Origin of the sequence: Pseudomonas sp. BMW13, assembly GCF_013357275.1 — a bacterium.
Taxonomy (GTDB): Bacteria; Pseudomonadota; Gammaproteobacteria; order Pseudomonadales; family Pseudomonadaceae; genus Aquipseudomonas; species Aquipseudomonas khazarica.
Genome location: NZ_SUKD01000018.1, coordinates 45528 through 63719 on the forward strand (window position 1 = coordinate 45528; position 18192 = coordinate 63719).

At 67.4% G+C, this 18192-nt stretch carries 15 protein-coding genes; 6 read left to right on the forward strand and 9 right to left on the reverse strand.

Features of this window, described 5'->3' with window-relative positions; translation table 11 throughout:
* Positions 1 to 70 precede the first annotated feature (70 nt).
* The 5 genes from nirB (at position 71) to E4487_RS14280 (ending at position 8231) form a co-directional block, all read left to right on the forward strand.
* Positions 71 to 2629, forward strand: coding sequence for a nitrite reductase large subunit NirB (gene nirB / locus E4487_RS14260; protein WP_175253684.1), 2559 nt, complete (start codon positions 71 to 73; stop codon positions 2627 to 2629).
* Positions 2629 to 2991 carry a nitrite reductase small subunit NirD gene (nirD, locus tag E4487_RS14265; RefSeq protein ID WP_037051332.1) on the forward strand — a complete coding sequence of 121 codons (363 nt, stop codon included), beginning with the start codon at positions 2629 to 2631 and terminating at the stop codon, positions 2989 to 2991. Before nirB ends, nirD begins: the two co-directional genes overlap by 1 nt.
* A 42-nt stretch (positions 2992 to 3033) precedes the next feature.
* A complete protein-coding gene (locus tag E4487_RS14270) occupies positions 3034 to 3849 on the forward strand; it encodes a formate/nitrite transporter family protein (protein WP_037051328.1) in 816 nt (271 codons plus the stop codon).
* Between the two features lie 9 nt (positions 3850 to 3858).
* Entirely contained in the window at positions 3859 to 5610 is a 1752-nt protein-coding gene (locus tag E4487_RS14275; protein ID WP_175253685.1) for a bifunctional protein-serine/threonine kinase/phosphatase, read from the forward strand.
* A 152-nt stretch (positions 5611 to 5762) separates the two neighbouring features.
* Positions 5763 to 8231, forward strand: a complete 2469-nt coding sequence (locus tag E4487_RS14280; RefSeq protein WP_257229431.1) for an EAL domain-containing protein — start codon at positions 5763 to 5765, stop codon at positions 8229 to 8231.
* A gap of 36 nt (positions 8232 to 8267) precedes the next feature.
* Here E4487_RS14280 and E4487_RS14285 read toward each other — a convergent pair whose 3' ends face one another.
* From E4487_RS14285 to E4487_RS14315, 7 genes are all read right to left on the reverse strand, one after another.
* Positions 8268 to 9854, reverse strand: a complete 1587-nt coding sequence (locus E4487_RS14285; RefSeq protein WP_175253686.1) for a GMC family oxidoreductase — start codon at positions 9852 to 9854, stop codon at positions 8268 to 8270.
* A gap of 1 nt (position 9855) precedes the next feature.
* Positions 9856 to 10689, reverse strand: coding sequence for an ABC transporter ATP-binding protein (locus tag E4487_RS14290; RefSeq protein WP_175253687.1), 834 nt, complete (start codon positions 10687 to 10689; stop codon positions 9856 to 9858).
* A complete protein-coding gene (locus E4487_RS14295) occupies positions 10677 to 11480 on the reverse strand; it encodes an ABC transporter permease (protein WP_037051317.1) in 804 nt (267 codons plus the stop codon). Before E4487_RS14295 ends, E4487_RS14290 begins: the two co-directional genes overlap by 13 nt.
* 141 nt (positions 11481 to 11621) lie before the next feature.
* The gene (locus E4487_RS14300; RefSeq protein WP_175253688.1) at positions 11622 to 12608 is read right to left on the reverse strand and encodes an ABC transporter substrate-binding protein; all 987 of its coding nucleotides are present in this window, start codon (positions 12606 to 12608) and stop codon (positions 11622 to 11624) included.
* 219 nt (positions 12609 to 12827) lie between these two features.
* Positions 12828 to 14201, reverse strand: coding sequence for an aspartate aminotransferase family protein (locus tag E4487_RS14305; protein ID WP_134677670.1), 1374 nt, complete (start codon positions 14199 to 14201; stop codon positions 12828 to 12830).
* 31 nt (positions 14202 to 14232) lie between these two features.
* Positions 14233 to 15723 carry an aldehyde dehydrogenase gene (locus E4487_RS14310; RefSeq protein WP_175253689.1) on the reverse strand — a complete coding sequence of 497 codons (1491 nt, stop codon included), beginning with the start codon at positions 15721 to 15723 and terminating at the stop codon, positions 14233 to 14235.
* Positions 15724 to 15946: 223 nt separating this feature from the next.
* A complete protein-coding gene (locus E4487_RS14315; RefSeq protein ID WP_175253690.1) occupies positions 15947 to 16138 on the reverse strand; it encodes a hypothetical protein in 192 nt (63 codons plus the stop codon).
* 60 nt (positions 16139 to 16198) lie between these two features.
* On the opposite strand from E4487_RS14315, the gene E4487_RS14320 reads away from it, so the two are divergent.
* Positions 16199 to 17113, forward strand: a complete 915-nt coding sequence (locus tag E4487_RS14320) for a LysR family transcriptional regulator (RefSeq protein ID WP_175253691.1) — start codon at positions 16199 to 16201, stop codon at positions 17111 to 17113.
* 73 nt (positions 17114 to 17186) lie between these two features.
* On the opposite strand, the gene E4487_RS14325 is transcribed toward E4487_RS14320, so the two are convergent.
* Together E4487_RS14325 and E4487_RS14330 are read right to left on the reverse strand one after the other, a co-directional pair.
* Positions 17187 to 17492 (reverse strand): NIPSNAP family protein, encoded by a 306-nt coding sequence (locus tag E4487_RS14325; protein WP_175253692.1) that lies wholly within the window; start codon positions 17490 to 17492, stop codon positions 17187 to 17189.
* Positions 17493 to 17567: 75 nt separating this feature from the next.
* Positions 17568 to 18104 (reverse strand): murein L,D-transpeptidase family protein, encoded by a 537-nt coding sequence (locus tag E4487_RS14330; RefSeq protein WP_244230036.1) that lies wholly within the window; start codon positions 18102 to 18104, stop codon positions 17568 to 17570.
* Positions 18105 to 18192: the final 88 nt, after the last annotated feature.

Here is an 18192-nt window from a genome sequence, read left to right on the forward strand (position 1 = left end):
TGGAACCGCAAGGTTTCAGGCGCTTTTTTTTGCCGCACGAAAACCTGATGAGCTTTCGCCGGGAACCACCATGAACAGCACAGAACGCCCCAGCAACAAGCAACGCCTGGTCATCATCGGCAACGGCATGGTCGGCCACCACTGCGTCGAGCAACTGCTCGCGGCCGGCGCGCTGGAACACTACCGGATCGACGTGTTCGGCGAGGAGGCGCAGCGCGCCTACGACCGCGTGCACCTCTCCGAATACTTCAGCGGGCGCGATGCCGAATCCCTGGCGATGAGCGCCGCCGAACTGTACGCACGCCCCGGCCTGTACCTGCACCTGGCTGCGCCGGTACTGGAGATCGACCGCGCCGCCTGCGAGGTGATCACCGCCAAGGGGCGCTTCACCTACGACAAGCTGGTGCTGGCCACCGGCTCCTACCCCTTCGTGCCGCCCATCGAAGGCGCCGAGGGCGATGCGCGCCTGGTCTACCGCACCCTCGACGATCTCGACGCCATCCGCGCCGCCGCCCAGGGCAAACGCCGCGGCGTGGTGGTCGGCGGCGGCCTGCTCGGTCTGGAGGCAGCCAACGCGCTGAAATCGCTGGGCCTGGAAGCGCACGTGGTGGAATTCGCCCCGCGCCTGATGCCGGTGCAACTCGACGACTTCGGCGGCGCCGCGCTCAGGCAGCGCATCGAGGACCTCGGCGTCGGCGTGCACCTGGGCAAGGCCACGCAGTCGATCAGCGCCGGCAGCGACTACCGCTACCGGATGAACTTCGCCGGCGATGAGGCCCTGGAGACCGACCTGATCGTCTTCTCCGCCGGTATCCGCCCGCAGGACGCCCTGGCCCGCGCCTGCGCGCTGGAACTCGGCCCGCGCGGCGGCGTGGCGATCGATGACCAGTGCCTGAGCAGCGACCCGAACATCTACGCCATCGGCGAGTGCGCGGCCTGGAATGGCGGCATCTTCGGCCTGGTCGCGCCCGGCTACCAGATGGCCCGCGCCGTCGCTGCCCGGCTCTGCGGCGCCGAGGCGCAGCCGTTCCTCGGCGCCGACATGTCGACCAAGCTCAAGCTGCTCGGCGTCGATGTCGGCTCCATCGGCGACGCCCACGGCGCAACGGCCGGCGCGCGCAGCTACCGCTACATCGACGAGGCCAGCGCCAGCTACCGTCGCCTGGTGGTCTCCGCCGACGGCTGCCAGGTGCTCGGCGCCGTGCTGGTCGGCGACAACAGCTACTACGACACCCTGCTGCAGTACGCGCAGAACGGCATCAGGCTGCCGGACGACCCGGCCAGCCTGATCATGCCCGCCGGTGGCGGCGCCCCGGCGCTCGGCGCCGACGCCCTGCCGGACAGCGCCACCATCTGCTCCTGCCACAACGTCAGCAAGGGCTCGGTGTGCGCCGCCATCGACGCCGGCTGCTGCGATGTCGCCGGGGTCAAGGCCAGCACAAAAGCAGCCACCGGCTGTGGCGGCTGCGCGGCGCTGCTCAAGCAGGTGGTCGAGCACGAGCTGAGCGCCCGTGGCGTGGCCGTCGACACGAGCCTCTGCGAGCACTTCGCCCACACCCGCCAGGAGCTCTATCACTTCGTCCGCGTCGAGGGCATCGAGACGTTCGAGGACTTGCTGGCCAGGCATGGCAAGGGCCACCTCGGCTGCGACATCTGCAAGCCGGCGGTGGGCTCGATCCTCGCCTCCTGCTGGAACCGGCCGATCACCGAGCCGGCGCTGATTCCGCTGCAGGACACCAACGACACCTTCATGGCCAACATGCAGAAGAACGGCACCTACTCGGTGGTGCCGCGCATCCCCGGCGGCGAGATCACCCCCGAGGGGCTGATCGCCATCGGCGCGGTGGCGAAGAAATACGACCTCTACACCAAGATCACCGGCGGCCAGCGCATCGACCTGTTCGGCGCCCAGCTGCACGAGCTGCCGGACATCTGGGGCGAACTGATCGCTGCCGGTTTCGAGACCGGCCACGCCTACGGCAAGTCGCTGCGCACGGTGAAGAGTTGCGTCGGCAGCACCTGGTGCCGCTACGGCGTGCAGGACAGCGTGGCCATGGCCCTGCATCTGGAGAATCGCTACAAGGGCCTGCGCTCGCCGCACAAGATCAAGTTCGCGGTCAGCGGCTGCACCCGCGAGTGCGCCGAGGCGCAGAGCAAGGACATCGGCGTGATCGCCACCGAGAACGGCTGGAACCTGTACGTCTGCGGCAACGGCGGCATGCGCCCACGGCATGCCGAACTGTTCGCCACCGACCTGGACGACGACAGCCTGGTACGCCTCATCGACCGCGTGCTGATGTTCTACATCCGCACCGCCGACAAGCTGCAGCGCACCTCGGTGTGGCGCGAATCGCTGGAAGGCGGTCTGGACTACCTCAAGCAAGTGATTCTGGAAGACAGCCTGGGCCTCGCCGCCGAACTGGAAGCGCAGATGCAGCTGGTGGTCGAGCGCTACGAGTGCGAATGGGCGGGCGCGCTGAAGGACGAGGAGAAGCTCAAGCGCTTCCGCACCTTCGTCAACGAAAAGGGCGGCGACCCCGACATCCGCTTCGTCCGCGAACGCGGCCAGCGCCGTCCGGCGCGCGCCCATGAACTGGAACTGATCCCCGTCACCGAGGAGGCCGTCTGATGAGCCCGTCCAACACCGCACGCGATCCGCACGCCGACTGGCGCCCCCTGTGCCGCACCGCCGACCTGGTGGCCGGCTCCGGCATCGTCGCCCTGGCCGGTGGCCAGCAGGTGGCGCTGTTCTACCTGCCGGACAGCGAGCCGCAGGTATTCGCCATCGGCAACCGCGACCCGAAATCCGGCGCCAACGTCATCGGCCGCGGCCTGGTCGGTCACCTGGGAGGCGATCTGGTGATCGCCTCGCCGCTGTACAAGCAGCACTTTCGCCTGCGCGACGGTGCCTGCCTGGAGTACCCCGAGCAGCACCTGCCGGTCTGGCCCGTGCGCCTGTGTGGCGAGCGGGTGGAAATCAGCCTGGGCTGAGCCCCTGTCCCCTTCTTCAACAGCTAACGAGAGAGCGCAAACATGTCCTATCTGGTTCCGACAGAATTCGTCACCAAGATGGTGGATGCCGGTGAGTCGAAGATCTTCATGTCGACCCGCGACACCCTGATCCGCGCCTTCATGGCGGGCGCCATCCTGGCCCTGGCGGCGGTGTTCGCCATCACCGTGGGCGTGCAGACCGGCTCGCCGCTGGTGGGCGCCATGCTCTTCCCGGTCGGCTTCGTGATGCTCTACCTGATGGGCTTCGACCTGCTCACCGGCGTGTTCATGCTCACCCCGCTGGCCCTGCTCGACCGCCGCCCCGGCGTCACCCCGAGCGGCGTGCTGCGCAACTGGGGCCTGGTGTTCGTCGGCAACTTCGCCGGCGCGCTGACCGTGGCCTTCATGATGGCGTTCGTCTTCACCTACGGCTTCTCCACCGGCCCGGGCGCCATCGGCGAGAAGATCTCGCACATCGGCGAGGCGCGCACCCTGGGCTACGCCGAATACGGCCTGGCCGGCTGGGCGACCATCTTCCTGCGCGGCATGCTGTGCAACTGGATGGTGTCGATGGGCGTGGTCGGGGCGATGATCTCCACCACCGTGAGCGGCAAGACCATCGCCATGTGGATGCCGATCATGCTGTTCTTCTTCATGGGCTTCGAGCACTCGGTGGTGAACATGTTCCTGTTCCCCTCGGCGATGATCATGGGCGGCGACTTCTCGGTGATGGATTACATGATCTGGAACGAGATCCCCACCGCACTGGGCAACCTGGTCGGCGGCCTGGCCTTCACCGGCCTGACCCTCTACACCACCCACGTCAGAACCGCGCCCAAGCGCACCACCTACAACTGAGCCGTGCCGATGAGCCTGGCCGACGCCTCGCCGCGCAGCCGCCAGCCAGGGCGGCTGCGCGTCAGCGTCGGCCAGCATTCGGACAGGGGCAAGAAGCCACGCAACCAGGACTTCCATGGCCTGTGCGTGCCGCAGGCGACCCAGCTCGACAGCAAGGGCATCGCCGTCGCCCTGGCCGATGGCATCAGCAGCAGCGAGGTCAGCCACATCGCCAGCGAGACGGCGGTGGCGGCCTTTCTCAGCGACTACTACAGCACCAGCGACGCCTGGTCGGTGAAGACCTCGGCGCTGCGCGTGCTCGCCGCCACCAATGCCTGGCTGCACGCGCAGAGCCGGCGCAGCCTGCACCGTTATGACCTGGATCGCGGCTACGTCTGCACCTTCAGCGCGCTGTTGCTGAAGTCGACCAGCGCGCACCTGTTCCACATCGGCGACGCGCGCATCTACCGCCTGCGCGGCGACGTGCTGGAACCGCTGACCCAGGAACATCGCCTGCACCTCGACGCCGACAGGAGCTACCTCAGCCGCGCGCTGGGCATGCAGGCGCATCTGGAAATCGACTATCAGGCCCTGCCGCTGGAGGTCGGCGACCTGTTCCTGCTGGCCACCGACGGCGTGCATGCCTTCCTCGACGACCGCAGCCTGCGCGCCTGCCTCGCCGGCAGCGCCGACGACCTGCAGCACACCGCGCAACGGATCGTCGAGCGGGCGCTGGCCGGCGGCAGCGACGACAACCTGACCGTGCAGCTGCTGCGCATCGAGCAGTTGCCCGAAGGCGAGCCCGGCGAGTTGCAACGGCAGCTGGACGAGTTGCCCTGCCCTCCCGTGCTGGAGGCACCGTGCGACTTCGACGGCTACCGCATCCTGCGCCGGCTGCACGCCAGCGCGCGCAGCCACCTGTACCTGGCGCGCGACCCGGCCAGCGGCGCCACGCTGGTGCTCAAGACCCCCTCCCAGGATCTGCAGCAGGACACGCAGTACCTGCAGCGCCTGCTGCTGGAGGAATGGATCGCCAGGCGCATCGACAGCCCCCACGTGCTCAAGGCCCATGTGCCATCGCGCCCGCGCCACTACCTGTACAGCAGCAGCGAATTCATCGACGGCCAGACGCTCGCGCAGTGGCTGCTCGACCACCCGCAGCCGCCCCTGCAGGCGGTGCGTGACATCGTCGAACAGATCGCACGCGGCCTGCGCGCCTTTCACCGCCTGGAAATGCTGCACCAGGACCTGCGTCCGGCCAACCTGATGATCGACGCCGAGGGTACGGTGAAGATCATCGACTTCGGCGCGACGCACGTGGCCGGGCTGCAGGAGAGCGACGCGCGGGAGACGCTTCGGCAGGCGCTCGGCACGGCACAGTACAGCGCACCGGAATACTGGCTGGGACAGCCGGCCAGCGTCGGCTCGGAGGTGTTCTCGCTGGCGGTGATCACCTACCAGATGCTCAGCGGCCGGCTGCCCTACGGCGCGGCCATGGCGCGGGCCCGGAGCCGGGCGGCGCAGATGCGCCTGCGCTACCAGCCAGTGGGGCGCCAGGCGGACCTGCCACCGTGGCTGGACGACGTGCTGCGCAAGGGTTGCCACCCGGACCCGAACCAGCGCTACCGGGACCCGGACGAATTCGCCCACGCCCTGCACCATCCCGGCCAGGCGCTGCTCGCGCGCAGGCATCGGCCCCTGCTGGAGCGCGACCCGCTGCTGTTCTGGCAACTGCTCAGCCTGCTGCTGGCACTGTCCTTGCTAACCGCACTGCTGCACTAGGCGCGCCGTGCCTTGCTGGCAAAACGCCCGGCAGACGGGCAGAATTTCCCGCTGCCCGTTCCTGAACGGCCTGCCCTACGGTCGCACCCGACCCACATGGCACCCCGCAGGCCTGTCCCTGCGCCGTTATTTCCTGCGCAGGTATCGCTTCGATGTCACCGATCGACCTCAACTCCGACATGATGTATCGCCTGCTGGTGCAAAGCGTGGTGGATTACGCCATCTACCTGCTCAGCCCCGAGGGCGTGGTGACCAACTGGAATGCCGGTGCCCAGCGGGCCAAGGGCTACCGGGCGGCGGAAATCGTCGGCCAGCATTTCTCGGTGTTCTACAGCGCGCAGGAGCGTGACGCCGGCGTGCCGCAACGCGGCCTGCAGCAGGCCCGCGACACTGGGCGTTTCGAAGCCACCGGCTGGCGCCTGCGCAAGGACGGATCGTCGTTCTGGGCGCATGTGATCATCGATGCCGTGCGCGACGATGAGGGCCAGCTCATCGGCTTCGCCAAGATCACCCGGGACTGCACCGAGCAGCAGCGCCTGCAGAACGAACAGCGCGAGCAGGAGCGGCGTTTCCGCCTGCTGGTGCAGGGCGTCAAGGACTACGCCATCTACATGCTCGACCCGCAGGGCCATGTGCAGAACTGGAACGCCGGTGCGCAACGGGCCAAGGGCTACAGTGCCGGCGAAATCGTCGGGCAGCACTTCTCGCTGTTCTACACGCCGGAAGATCGCAGCACGGGCCTGCCGCAGCGGGGCCTGGAGACCGCCCACCGCGAGGGTCGCTTCGAGGCCGAGGGCATCCGCCTGCGCAAGGACGGTTCAGCGTTCTGGGCCCACGTGATCATCGATGCGGTGCGCGACGACGAGGGCCAGCTCATCGGCTTCGCCAAGATCACCCGCGACATCACCGAGCGCCGCCAGCACGAACAGGAACTGCTCAAGGCCAAGGAACTGGCGGAAAGCTACAGCGAGGAGATGAGCAACCTGTCGCGCTTTCTCGACTCGGTGATCGGCAACATTCCCGCCAGCCTGATCGTCAGGAACCCGCAATCCGGGGAAATCCTGCTGGCCAACCCACAGGCCGAGCGCCTGTTCGGCTGCAGCGCCCAGGCCATGGTCGGCCAGCATCCACAGGCCTGCCTGGCAGCGGGCATCGCCCGCTATATCGAAGAGCAGACCGAACAGGGCATCCGCGCCAAGACCGGCTACCTGCGTGAGCAGTCCCTGGAGACCCCGCTGGGCCTGCGCACGCTGCGTACCCGCGTGGCCCTGAGCAACGGCGGGGCCAACCAGGCCAGCTACGTGCTGATGATCGCCGAGGACGTCACCGACGAACTGGCCGCGCACGCGCAGATTCATCACATGGCGCACCACGATGCACTGACCGGGCTGGCCAACCGCACGCTGTTCGCCGAGCGTCTGCAGGAAGCCCTCGCCGAGAGCGCGGTCGAGCGCTCGCTGGTCGGCGTACTGTGCCTGGACCTGGACAACTTCAAGAACATCAACGACGCGCTCGGCCATGCCTTCGGCGACCGCTTGCTGCGCGCGCTGGCGAGCCGCCTGAAAGGCACGCTGCGCGACCAGGACACCCTGGCCCGCCTCGGCGGCGACGAGTTCGCCATCGTCCTGCGCAACCTGGATTGCCCCGAGAGTGCCCATCGCACCGCGCAGCGCCTGATCGACGTGGTGGCGCCGAGCTTCATGATCGACGACCACAGTTTCAGCGTCGGCCTGAGCGTGGGCGTGGCCATTGCACCGAACGACCACCAGAGCGCCGAGCAGCTGCTGCGCTACGCCGACCTGGCGCTGTACGAAGCCAAGCGCAACGGGCGCAATCGCTTCGAATACTTCCAGCCCGAACTGGATGCCGCCGCGCGCCGCCGCCGCACCATGGAGATGGACCTGCGCACCGCCCTGCACCTGGGCCAGTTGCAGCTGCACTACCAGCCGATCATCGACCAGCAGCACGGGCAGATCTCCGGCTACGAGGCGCTGATGCGCTGGCATCACCCACTCAATGGCCTGGTGATGCCCATGGACTTCATTCCGCTGGCCGAGGAAACCGGGCTGATTCACGAGGTGGGCGCACGTGCGCTCAATCTCGCCTGCCAGGAAGCGGCCAGCTGGAATACCGAGCAGACCGTGGCGGTCAACCTGTCACCCGTGCAGTTCAGGAACCCCGAGCTGGTCAGGATCGTCGCCCTGGCCCTGCAGGACTCGGCCCTGGAGCCTCGCCGCCTGGAGCTGGAGATCACCGAATCGGTGCTGCTCGACAACAGCGACGGCAATATCGAGACGCTCAAGCGCCTCAAGGCCCTAGGGGTGAACATCGCCCTCGACGACTTCGGCACCGGCTACTCCTCGCTGAGTTACCTGCGCTCGTTCGCCTTCGACCGGATCAAGATCGACAAGTCGTTCATCAACGACATGGTCGACAGCCCCGAGGCGATGTCGATCGTGCGCGCCATCACCGGCATGAGCAGCAGCCTGCAGATCAAGACCACCGCCGAGGGCGTGGAAACCGAAGAACAGCTCAGGCAGTTGCAAGCCCAGGGCTGCTCGCACTTCCAGGGTTTCCTGTTCGGCCATCCGCAGCCGGCCAACGAGCGCAAGCGGCAGTGAACGCGGGCTGGCGCTGACGCCCGCCCGCAACCCCGTTCAGCCGCGCAGGATCATCTCCGCAGCGCGTTCGCCGATCATGATGCACGGCGCGTTGGTGTTGCCGCTGATCAGCGTCGGCATGATCGAGGCATCGGCCACGCGCAGGTTGCTCAGGCCGCGCACCCTGAGCTGCGGCGAGACCACGGCGGCCTCGTCCGTGCCCATCTTGCAGGTGCCCACCGGGTGGAACACCGTGGCGGCGTTCTCGCGCAGGTGCGCCAGCAGCTGTTCGTCACTCTGTACCTGGGCGCCGGGCAGCATCTCCTTGCCACGAATGGCGTCGAACTCCGGCTGGGCGAGGATGCTGCGCGCCAGCTTGACCCCCTCCACCAGCACCCGCGCGTCGGCCTCGTCGCTGAGGAAGTTGAAGTCGATGCTCAGGCTGCGGCCCTCGCCCAGGCGCACCTCGCCGACGCTTTTCGGGCGCAGCACGCAGGTGTGGATGGCGTAGCCATGGCCCCACTCGAACAGGCGCCCGCGATGGCTGCGATAACCCGGCACGAAGTGCATCTGCACGTCCGGCAGGTCACCCGCCAGCGGCGTGCGGGCGAAGCCGCCGGCCTCGACGTAGTTGGTGGTCAGCCAGCCCATCCTGCGCGCCAGGTACTGGAACGGCGAGGCCAGCACCTTGGGCAGCGAGCCGATGGAGAAGCCCAGCGACAGCGGGCTCTTCGAGCGCACGGTGAGCGTGCCGTCGATATGGTCCTGGAGGTTCTTGCCGACTCCGGGCAGGTCGACCTTGCTGGCCACGCCCGCCGTCTCCAGCTCGGCCCTGGGGCCGATGCCGGATTTCAGCAGGATGTGCGGCGAGCCCAGCGCACCGGCGCAGAGGATGGTCTCGCGGCTGCACTGCAAGGTGCGCCACTGGCCCTTCTCGCGCAGTTCCAGGCCGCTGACGCGCTCGCCGTCGAGCAGCAGGCGCTCCACCTCGCAGCCGGTCAGCACGGTGAGGTTGCTGCGCTGGCGTACCGGGGCGACGAAGGCGCGGTAGCTGGACAGACGCCTGGCGTCCTTCTGGGTGACGTTGTACAGGCCGACCCCCTCCAGGCTGCCGCCGTTGAAATCGTCGTTGCGGCGCAGGCCGATATGGCTGGCGGCGCTGATGTAACGCTCGGACAACGGGTTGGGGTCGCGCGGCTTGTCCACCAGCAGTTCGCCCAGCGTGCCGTGGTAATGCAGGGACTGGCCGAGGCGGTTGCCCTCGGATTTCTTGAAGTACGGCAGCACGTCGCGCCAGCCCCAGCCGGGGCAGCCGGCGGCTTCCCAACGGTCGTAGTCGCTGGCGTCGCCACGGATGTAGATCATGCTGTTCATCGCACTGGAGCCGCCGAGGGCCTTGCCACGCGGGGTGTGCAGACGACGCCCGGCGAGGTGGCGCTGCGGCGCGGAGAAGTAGTTCCAGCTGAACACGCGGCTCTTGTACAGGGTGATGGTGCCAGCCGGCACCTGCACCCGTGGGCTGGCGTCGCTGCCGCCGGCCTCGATCAGACAGACGCGCACGGCCGGGTCCGCGCTCAGGCGGTTGGCCAGCACGCAGCCGGCCGAACCGGCCCCGACGATCAGGTAGTCGAAGCTGTCCGCCATCTCAGTGCACCTCTTCCATGTCGTCGTGCAGCAGACCGAGGATGTGCCGCTTCATGCGGATGAACTCGGGCTCCATCACCACGTCGAGGTTGCGCGGACGCTCGATCGGCACGTCGAGGATTTCCTTGATCCGCCCCGGACGCGCGCCCATCACGTAGATACGGTCGGCGAGCAGGATGGCTTCATCGATGTCGTGGGTGACGAACACCACGGTCTTCTTGCTGTTGCCCCAGACCTGCAGCAGCAGCTGCTGCATCTGCAGGCGGGTCTGGCTGTCGAGGGCGCCGAAGGGTTCGTCCATCAGCAGGATCTGCGGGTCGTTGGCCAATGCCCGGGCGATGGCCACGCGCTGCATCATGCCGCCGGAGAGCTGCTTGGGAAAATGCTCGGCGAACTTGTCCAGGCCGACTTCCTGCAGGTAGAACTCGACGATGGTGCGCATCTCGGTGGCCGGCAGCCCCCGGCGCTTGAGGCCGAACTCGATGTTCTGGCGCACCGTGAGCCAGGGGAACAGGGTGTAGCCCTGGAACACCATGCCACGGTCGGCACCGGGGCCATCGACCTTGCGCCCGCCGACGTAGATATCGCCCTCGGTCGGTTCGTTGAGGCCGGCGGTGAGGTACAGCAGGCTCGACTTGCCGCAGCCGGAGGGGCCGACGATGACCGCGAACTGCTGGTCCGGCACCTCGAAGGAGACCCGCTCCAGCGCGGTGAAGGTGTCCCCCGCAGGCGACTGGTAGCGCAGGCTGACGTTGTCCACCTTGAGCCGTGCGGCGACGTCGGCGTACTGACTGAGCGCCGGCATGATGTAGGGTTTCTTGGCTATTGCGCCCATGCGGCAATCCTCAGTCGAAGCAGACGGAACAGTTGATCGGTGATCAGCCCGAGCAGGCCGATGATGGCGATGGCGAGGAAGATCACATCCACCTGGAAGCCACGCATGGCCTTGAGGCTGATGTAACCGAGGCCGCTGGAGGCGGCGACCAGTTCGGCCACCACCAGGTAGGTCCAGGCCCAGCCCATGGTCACGCGCAGCGTGTCGAGGATGCCGGGCAGGGAAGCCGGCGCCAGCACGTGCAGCACCACGTCACGGCGGCTGGCGCCGAGGGTGTAGCTGGCGTTGAGCAGGTCCCGCGAGACGCCCTTGGAGACGTCGGCGATCATCACCAGTTGCTGGAAGAACACGCCGAAGATGATCACCGAGACGCGCTGTTCCAGGCCGATACCGATCCACAGGATGAACAGCGGCACGAAGCTGGTCACCGGCAGGTAGCGGATGAAGTTGACCAGCGGCTCGAGAAACGCCTGGACGATGCGGAAGCTGCCCATCAGCAGGCCCAGCGGCACCGCCACCAGGGAAGACACGACGAAGCCGATCAGCACCACTTCCAGGCTGGCCAGCACATGCTTGCTCAGGGTGCCGTCGGCGGCCAGGCGCACGCCAGCGGCGACCACGTCGCCGGGGGTCGGCAGAAACATCGACGGCACCACGCCGCCATAGGACAGGACGGCCCACAGGCCAAGCACCAGCAGCCAGCACAGGCCACTGACGCCGAGCACCAGACGGCCCGGCAGATCGACTTTCGGGGTCAGGCAGCGCTGCACCCAGGATTTTTGCGTGGCCATGAACCACCTCGTGTTGCGGGTATTGAAGAAGCTGAGCGCACAGTCGGCCCCTCTGCCGCTGGGGCGGGCACCGTGGGGGCGCTTCAGCGGCGACGCTCGCGGCTGAAGCCCCTCCCACAGGGCCCCTTCTGCGCAGAAGGGTTACGGCGTGACGAACGAGGTATCCACCAGATCCTCGTAGCTCACCGCGTAAGGCTTGCCCTGCAGGCTGCTCCAGGTTTCGTTGGCCAGCTTGATGATCTCGGCGATGTCACCGGCCTTGCCGGGAGTACCGAGCAGCTTCTCGCTCATGGCCTGGTCGTAGAACTTCACGCCCTTGGCCGCTTCGGCCAGGTCCTTGGGATCGGACAGGTAGCCGCCAACGCCCTTGGCCATGATCTCGTGGGCCTTCTCCGGGTTGCTCCGGGTGAACTCGACCGCCTTGTACAGGCCGGCGACCAGCGCCTTGACGTCTTCCGGCTGCTTCTCGATGACGTCGCAGTCCAGTGCCACCACGTCGACGATCACGCCGGGCGTCTCGCCGCTGTCGACCAGCACCTTGCCGCTGCCCTTCTGCTTGACCATGGTCAGGTTCGGCTCCCAGGTCACCGCGGCGGGCACGTGACCGGCGATGAAGGCCGAGGCGGCGTCGTCGGCCGTCATGTTCTGCACCTCGATGTCGCTCATGCTCATGCCGGCCTTCTTCAGCAGGTAGCTCAGCCAGAACTGCGACACCGAACCCTCGTTGACCGCCACTGCCTTGCCCTTGAGGCCCTGCATGTCGGCGATGCCCTCCTGCACCACGATGCCGTCGCCGCCGTGGGATTCGTCCAGCGCGGCCACGGCCTTGAAGCAGAAGTCCTTGGAGCGGTACTTGAGGATCTCGTCGATGGTCGAGGCCGAGCCGGACAGCTTGCCCGAGGCCTGAGCGGCCATGTACATCGAGGCTTCCTCGATGGTGGTCAGCTGCAGGTCGAGGCCGGCGTCCTTGAAGTAGCCCAGGTCACGGGCCAGGTACAGGGTGCCGTAGCCGACCCAGGTGGTGTGGCCGATGGACAGGGTGCCGGCCTGGGCGCTGGTGGCCATGCCGGCAGCCAGTGCGGTGCAGGCGAAGGTACGGACGAAACGGTGGCGCAAGGATGATTTCATGAAGCACTCCCACAGCCTGTTGGCTCGTTATTGGTTTACGTGGGGCAGGATTGGCCAGGGGCCGAATTGCATGTGCATGGGGCCAGCCTCGTCGGGCCGATCCTGGTTCTTGCCGCCCTCTGCGGGGCGGTTCCGGGTGATGCCTGTCGCTTTGTTCGCTTTCGCAGGAGCGGCTGGGCGGCATTCCGCCCAGCCGCTCCTACGGGTACATCTCGCCTGTTACAGCAGGTTCAGCTCGCGCCCGGTGCGATCCACCGCGCGCCGGGTCTTCTCCACCAGCTCGTCCAGCTCGGCGTGGGTGGCCACCAGGGCCGGCGCCATGATCATGCGACCGAGGGTGGAGCGGATGATCAGGCCCTCGTCGAAGCCGACAGTGCGGCAGTGCCAGGCGATGTCGTTCTCGTTGGCGAAACGCTTGCGCGTGGCCCTGTCTTCGGCGAACTGCAGCGCGGCGACCAGGCCGGTGCCCTGGACGTCGCCGATCAGCGGGTGATCCGCGAAGGTCTCGCGCAGCAGCTTCTGCAGGTAGGGGCCGGTGTCGGCCTTCACCCGCTCGACGATGCGTTCGTCACGCAGCGCGGTGAGGTTGGCGATCGCCACGGCCGCCGCCACCGGATGGCCGGCATAGGTCAGGCCATGGGCGAACACGCCGCCTTCCTGCACCAGGGCATCGGCGATGCGCTTGCCCAGCACCAGGCCTCCCATGGGGATGTAGCCGGAGGTCAGGCCCTTGGCGATGGTCAGGGTGTCCGGCTCGAAGCCGAAGTGCTGGTGGGCGAACCATTCGCCGGTGCGGCCGAAGCCACCGATCACCTCGTCGGCGCACAGCAGCACGTCGTACTGGCGGCAGATGCGCTGCACCTCGGCCCAGTAGCTGGGCGGCGGGAAGATCATGCCGCCGGCGCCCTGGAACGGCTCGGCGACGAAGGCCGCGACGTTCTCGGCACCCAGCTCGAGAATCTTCGCTTCCAGCTCGCGCGCCGCCTTGAGCCCGAAGGCCTCCTCGCTCAGCTCGCCGCCCTCGGCGAAGTAGTAGGGCTCACCGATGTGGGCGAAGCCCGGCAGCATGCCGCCCATTTCATGCATGAAGCCCATGCCGCCGAGCGCGGTGCTGCCCAGGGTGGAGCCGTGATAGCCGTTCCAGCGGCCGATCATGATTGTCTTGCTCGGCTTGCCGACCACCTGCCAGTAGCGGCGCACGGTGCGGATCAGCACCTCGTTGGCCTCGGAGCCGGAGTTGGTGTAGATGGCGTGGCTGTAGTGCGCCGGCAACAGGCTGAAGAGCAGCTCGGACAGCTCCACCACGCGCGGATGCGTGGTGTGGAAGAACAGATTGTAGTACGGCAGCTCCTCCAGCTGACGGCTGGCTGCGGCATTCAGGTCGGCACGGCCATAGCCCAGCGCGGTGCACCACAGCCCGGACATGCCGTCCAGATAGCGCTTGCCGTCGCTGTCCCAGAGGTTGAGGCCCTGGCCCTTGGCGATGACCAGCGCACCCTCCTCGTTGAGCGCTTTCTGATCGAGAAAGGCGTGGATATGGTGCGCCGCATCCAGCGCCTGATATTCCTGAGTCGTGTGCTTCGGGGCAGTCATCGCAAGGCTCCTGGGTTATCCGGTCATCAGCTCAGCGGAGCTGGAACCATGTCGTTTTAAGTTGCGTGTACTTGTCGAACGAATGCAGCGACAGGTCGCGGCCGAAGCCGGACTGCCGGCCACCGCCAAAGGGCGTGGTGACGTCCAGCGCATCGACGGTGTTGACCGAGACGGTGCCAGCCTTGAGGCGGCGGGCAACGCGATGGGCGCGGTTGAGGTCGTCGCTCCACAGCGAGGCGGCCAGGCCGTAGACGCTGTCGTTGGCCAGGGCCACGGCCTCGTCCTCGCTGTCGAACGGCAGCACCGCCAGCACCGGGCCGAAGACTTCCTCGCGGGCCAGGCGACTGTTCGGCGCCACGCCGGTGAAGATGGTCGGCTCGACGAAGTTGTCCGAGCCGCCGATCGTCAGTTGCCGGCCGCCGGCGACGAGGCGCGCCCCCTCGGCCCGGGCGCCGGCGATGAAGTCCATGATCCGCGCCGTCTGCCGCGTCTCGACGATGGCGCCGGCACGGCTGGCCGGATCCAGCGGATCGCCGGGCAGCCAGTCGCGCGCCCGAGCCTGCAGGCGTTCGACGAACTGGTCGTGGATCGAGCGCTGCACCAGCAGGCGCGAGTTGGCCGAGCACACTTCGCCCTGGTTGAAGAAGATGCCGAAGGCCGCCTTCTCGGCGGCCAGGTCGAGGTCCTGGCAATCGGCGAACAGCAGATTGGCGCTCTTGCCGCCGCACTCCAGCCACACCTGCTTGAGGTTGGACTGCGCCGAGTAAGCCATGAAGTATTTACCCACCTCGGTGGAGCCGGTGAAGGCCAGGCAGTCGACGTCCATGTGCAGGCCAAGGGCCTTGCCGGCAGCCTCGCCGAGCCCCGGCACCACGTTCAGCACGCCTTCCGGCAGGCCGGCCTCAAGCGCCAGTTCGGCCAGGCGCAAGGCGGAGAATGGCGACTGCTCGGCAGGCTTGAGCACCACCGAGTTGCCGGCCGCCAGCGCCGGGGCGAGCTTCCAGGCGGCCATGTCCAGCGGGAAGTTCCACGGCACCACGGCGGCGACCACGCCCAGCGCCTCGCGCGTGATGGTGGCCAGCACGTTGGCCGCGCTGGGAGCGACTTCGTCGTAGCGCTTGTCGAGGCTTTCCGCGTACCAGCGGAACACGCCGGCGGCGCCGGGCACGTCGATGTTCCAGGCGTCCATCACCGGCTTGCCCATGTTCAGCGAGTCGAGCAGCGCCAGCTCATCGCGATTGGCCAGGATCAGCTCGGCCAGGCGCAGCAGCACCTGCTTGCGCTCGGCCGGCGTGCGTTGCGACCAGACACCCGCTTCGAACGCCTGGCGGGCACTGCGCACGGCCAGATCGACCTCGGCTTCAGCACAGGCGGCGACCTGCGCCAGCACCTGGCCGCTGGCCGGGTTGACCGCCGCGAAGGTGGCGCCGGACTGCGCCGCCACACGGCGCCCACCGATGATGGCCTGTTCGATGAAGCCTTGCTGCCGAGCGCGTTGCTGCCAGTCGCTGAGTTCGTACACCGCAGTCCCCTTAACCGTCTGGTGGTTGCGGAACTGATGGTGGCGCAAGCCCGAAGATAGGAAAAATATTAAAAATGTCGCCGGGACATACGAAAAAGCTCGTCACGCCAGCACCAAAGCAGTGCAGCTCGCCAGCTCCTTGTGCACGCATCGCCAACGCCCCCGTGACGCCGCGACATGCCTGCCGGCGCCGCGCCATGACGGGATTGGCGGGCGCACTCTTTCAGCGCATGCTCATCGGCACGGCGGCCCGTTCGCGGTAGTCGAATTCGCCCCGCTGCGCGCCCAGGCCTGCCCGGCGAGCCGATCGCGGCAGCGCCCTGGCGATCACCCCGGGCGTGTACGGCTTTTGCAGGCAGTCGTGCAGACGCCGCTGGCCAGCAAAAATATGGCCACTGGCAAAGAAGATGCTCACCTGCACGGCACCCGAGTGCGGGTATGGTGAACGTCGCAACGAACATCATCAGAGGTTTGCGTGGCTGCCTACACCTTGCGTCAACTCAAGTACTTCGTCACCACCGTCGAATGCGGCAGCGTCGCCGAGGCGTCACGCAAGCTGTACATCGCGCAGCCGTCGATCTCCACGGCGATCAAGGGCCTGGAAGAAAGCTTCGGTGTGCAGCTGTTCATCCGTCACCACGCCCAGGGGGTCTCGCTCACCCCGGGCGGGGCGCGCTTCTACCGCAAGGCGCAGGAACTGCTGCGCATGGCCCGTGAGTTCGAGCAGAACGCCCTGGCCGACAACGACGTGGTGGCCGGGCAGATCGACATCGGCTGTTTCGAGACGGTCGCGCCGCTGTACCTGCCACGCCTGATCGCCGGCTTTCGCCAGCGCTACCCGGGCGTGGAGATTCGCCTGCATGACGGCGAGCAGCATGAACTGGTGCAGGGCCTGACAGCCGGCCGCTTCGACCTGGCGATCTTCTACGAGCATGACCTCGACGGCACCATCGAGACCGAACCGCTGATGCCGCCGCAGCGCCCCTACGCGCTGCTGCCCGAGGGCCACCGCTTCGCCGCCCAGGCCCAGGTGTCGCTGCGCGACCTGGCGCTCGACCCGATGATCCTGCTCGACGTGCTGCCGAGCCGGAACTACTTCGTCAGCATCTTCGAGGAGCTGGGCCTGTCGCCCAACATCCTGTTCAGCTCGCCCTCGATCGAGATGGTGCGCGGCATGGTCGGCCAGGGCTTCGGTTTCTCCGTGCTGGTCACGCGCCCGCACTGCAACACCACCTACGACGGCAAGCAGGTGGCCTGCGTGAACATCGCCGAGGACGTCACCGGCTCCGGCCTGGTGGCCGCCTGGCTCAAGCGCGCCCAGCTGACCAAGCCGGCCCGGCTGTTCGTCGATTACTGCAAGGAAGAGCTGGGCGAGGCGGCACCGCTCTGAACGAGTTCCCGGATTGCATCCGGGCTACAGGCAGCGCTGCTCATATCGCCTGGATGCAGTCCGGGGCCGTCGCCTAGTCGAACACAGGACGGAAGAAGCTGCGCTCGTAGCTGAGGATGCAGCGCGTGTCCTCGGCGTAGCGGAAGGCGGCCTGGCAGTCGGCGTCGGCCAGCGAATCCTGGCGATAGCGCTCGTATTCGGCCAGGCTGGGGAAGCTGAACAGCGCCAGGGCCACGTTGTTGGCGCCTTCCGATGGCAGGAAGTAGCCGTGGTGCGTACCGCCGAACTTCTCCACCAGGGGAATCCACAGCTTGGCGTAATGCTCGAATTCCTCGAGCTTGTACGCATCGACGATGTAACGCTGGTAGCAGGTGACCATGGGTCGTCCTTGTCGCAGGTTGAAACGGGACCGGCGATGGAAGCACAAGGGCCGCCGCTCACGCCATCCTTCGGCTCAGTGAATCTCGATGGGCGTGCCGTTCGCCACGCGCAGCCAGATCTCGCGCATCTCGTCGTTGCTCACGGCGATGCAGCCATCGGTCCAGTCCCAGAGATGGTGCAGCGGACCCAGCCAGCCCCAGCCATTGGGCAGGCCATGGATCATGATATTGCCGCCTGGCGCCTCGTCGCGCGCCGCAGCCGCGGCCTCGTCCCGGGCATTGGGGTAGGAGATGTGCAGGCTCAGGTAGGCCATCGACCTGGGGTTGCGCCAGTCGATCAGGTAGCGCCCCTCGGGGGTACGCTCATCCCCCTCGCGCTGCTTGTGCCCGGCATCGCCGGCCGCACCGAGGGCGATGCGGTACTCGCCCAGCACCTGGCCGTCGCGCCACAGCTGCATGCGCCGCTGCGCCTTGTCCACGGTGATCAGGTCCGCCTGTTCGGCCGCCACCGGCGCGGGCTCCGGGCCGCCCGCCAGGCGCCCCATGATCTTGGTGTAACCCAGTGGCAGCGCCACCAGCAGCGCCATTCCCAGTAGCCATCCACGCTTCACCAGCGGCCTCCTGCCATTCCCTCGGTGTCTTCGCGCGCCACCTTAGCAGAAGGCAGGCGCAGCACCGTGCGCGGCCTCGCAAATGCAG

Excerpts from the sequence above, each read along its gene's own strand:
- nirB (WP_175253684.1), top strand. The coding sequence starts at position 71 with ATGAACAGCACAGAACGCCCCAGCAACAAGCAACGCCTGGTCATCATC.
- nirD (WP_037051332.1), top strand. The coding sequence starts at position 2,629 with ATGAGCCCGTCCAACACCGCACGCGATCCGCACGCCGACTGGCGCCCC.
- E4487_RS14270 (WP_037051328.1), top strand. The coding sequence starts at position 3,034 with ATGTCCTATCTGGTTCCGACAGAATTCGTCACCAAGATGGTGGATGCC.
- E4487_RS14275 (WP_175253685.1), top strand. The coding sequence starts at position 3,859 with ATGAGCCTGGCCGACGCCTCGCCGCGCAGCCGCCAGCCAGGGCGGCTG.
- E4487_RS14280 (WP_257229431.1), top strand. The coding sequence starts at position 5,763 with ATGTCACCGATCGACCTCAACTCCGACATGATGTATCGCCTGCTGGTG.
- E4487_RS14285 (WP_175253686.1), bottom strand. The coding sequence starts at position 9,854 with ATGGCGGACAGCTTCGACTACCTGATCGTCGGGGCCGGTTCGGCCGGC.
- E4487_RS14290 (WP_175253687.1), bottom strand. The coding sequence starts at position 10,689 with ATGGGCGCAATAGCCAAGAAACCCTACATCATGCCGGCGCTCAGTCAG.
- E4487_RS14295 (WP_037051317.1), bottom strand. The coding sequence starts at position 11,480 with ATGGCCACGCAAAAATCCTGGGTGCAGCGCTGCCTGACCCCGAAAGTC.
- E4487_RS14300 (WP_175253688.1), bottom strand. The coding sequence starts at position 12,608 with ATGAAATCATCCTTGCGCCACCGTTTCGTCCGTACCTTCGCCTGCACC.
- E4487_RS14305 (WP_134677670.1), bottom strand. The coding sequence starts at position 14,201 with ATGACTGCCCCGAAGCACACGACTCAGGAATATCAGGCGCTGGATGCG.
- E4487_RS14325 (WP_175253692.1), bottom strand. The coding sequence starts at position 17,492 with ATGGTCACCTGCTACCAGCGTTACATCGTCGATGCGTACAAGCTCGAG.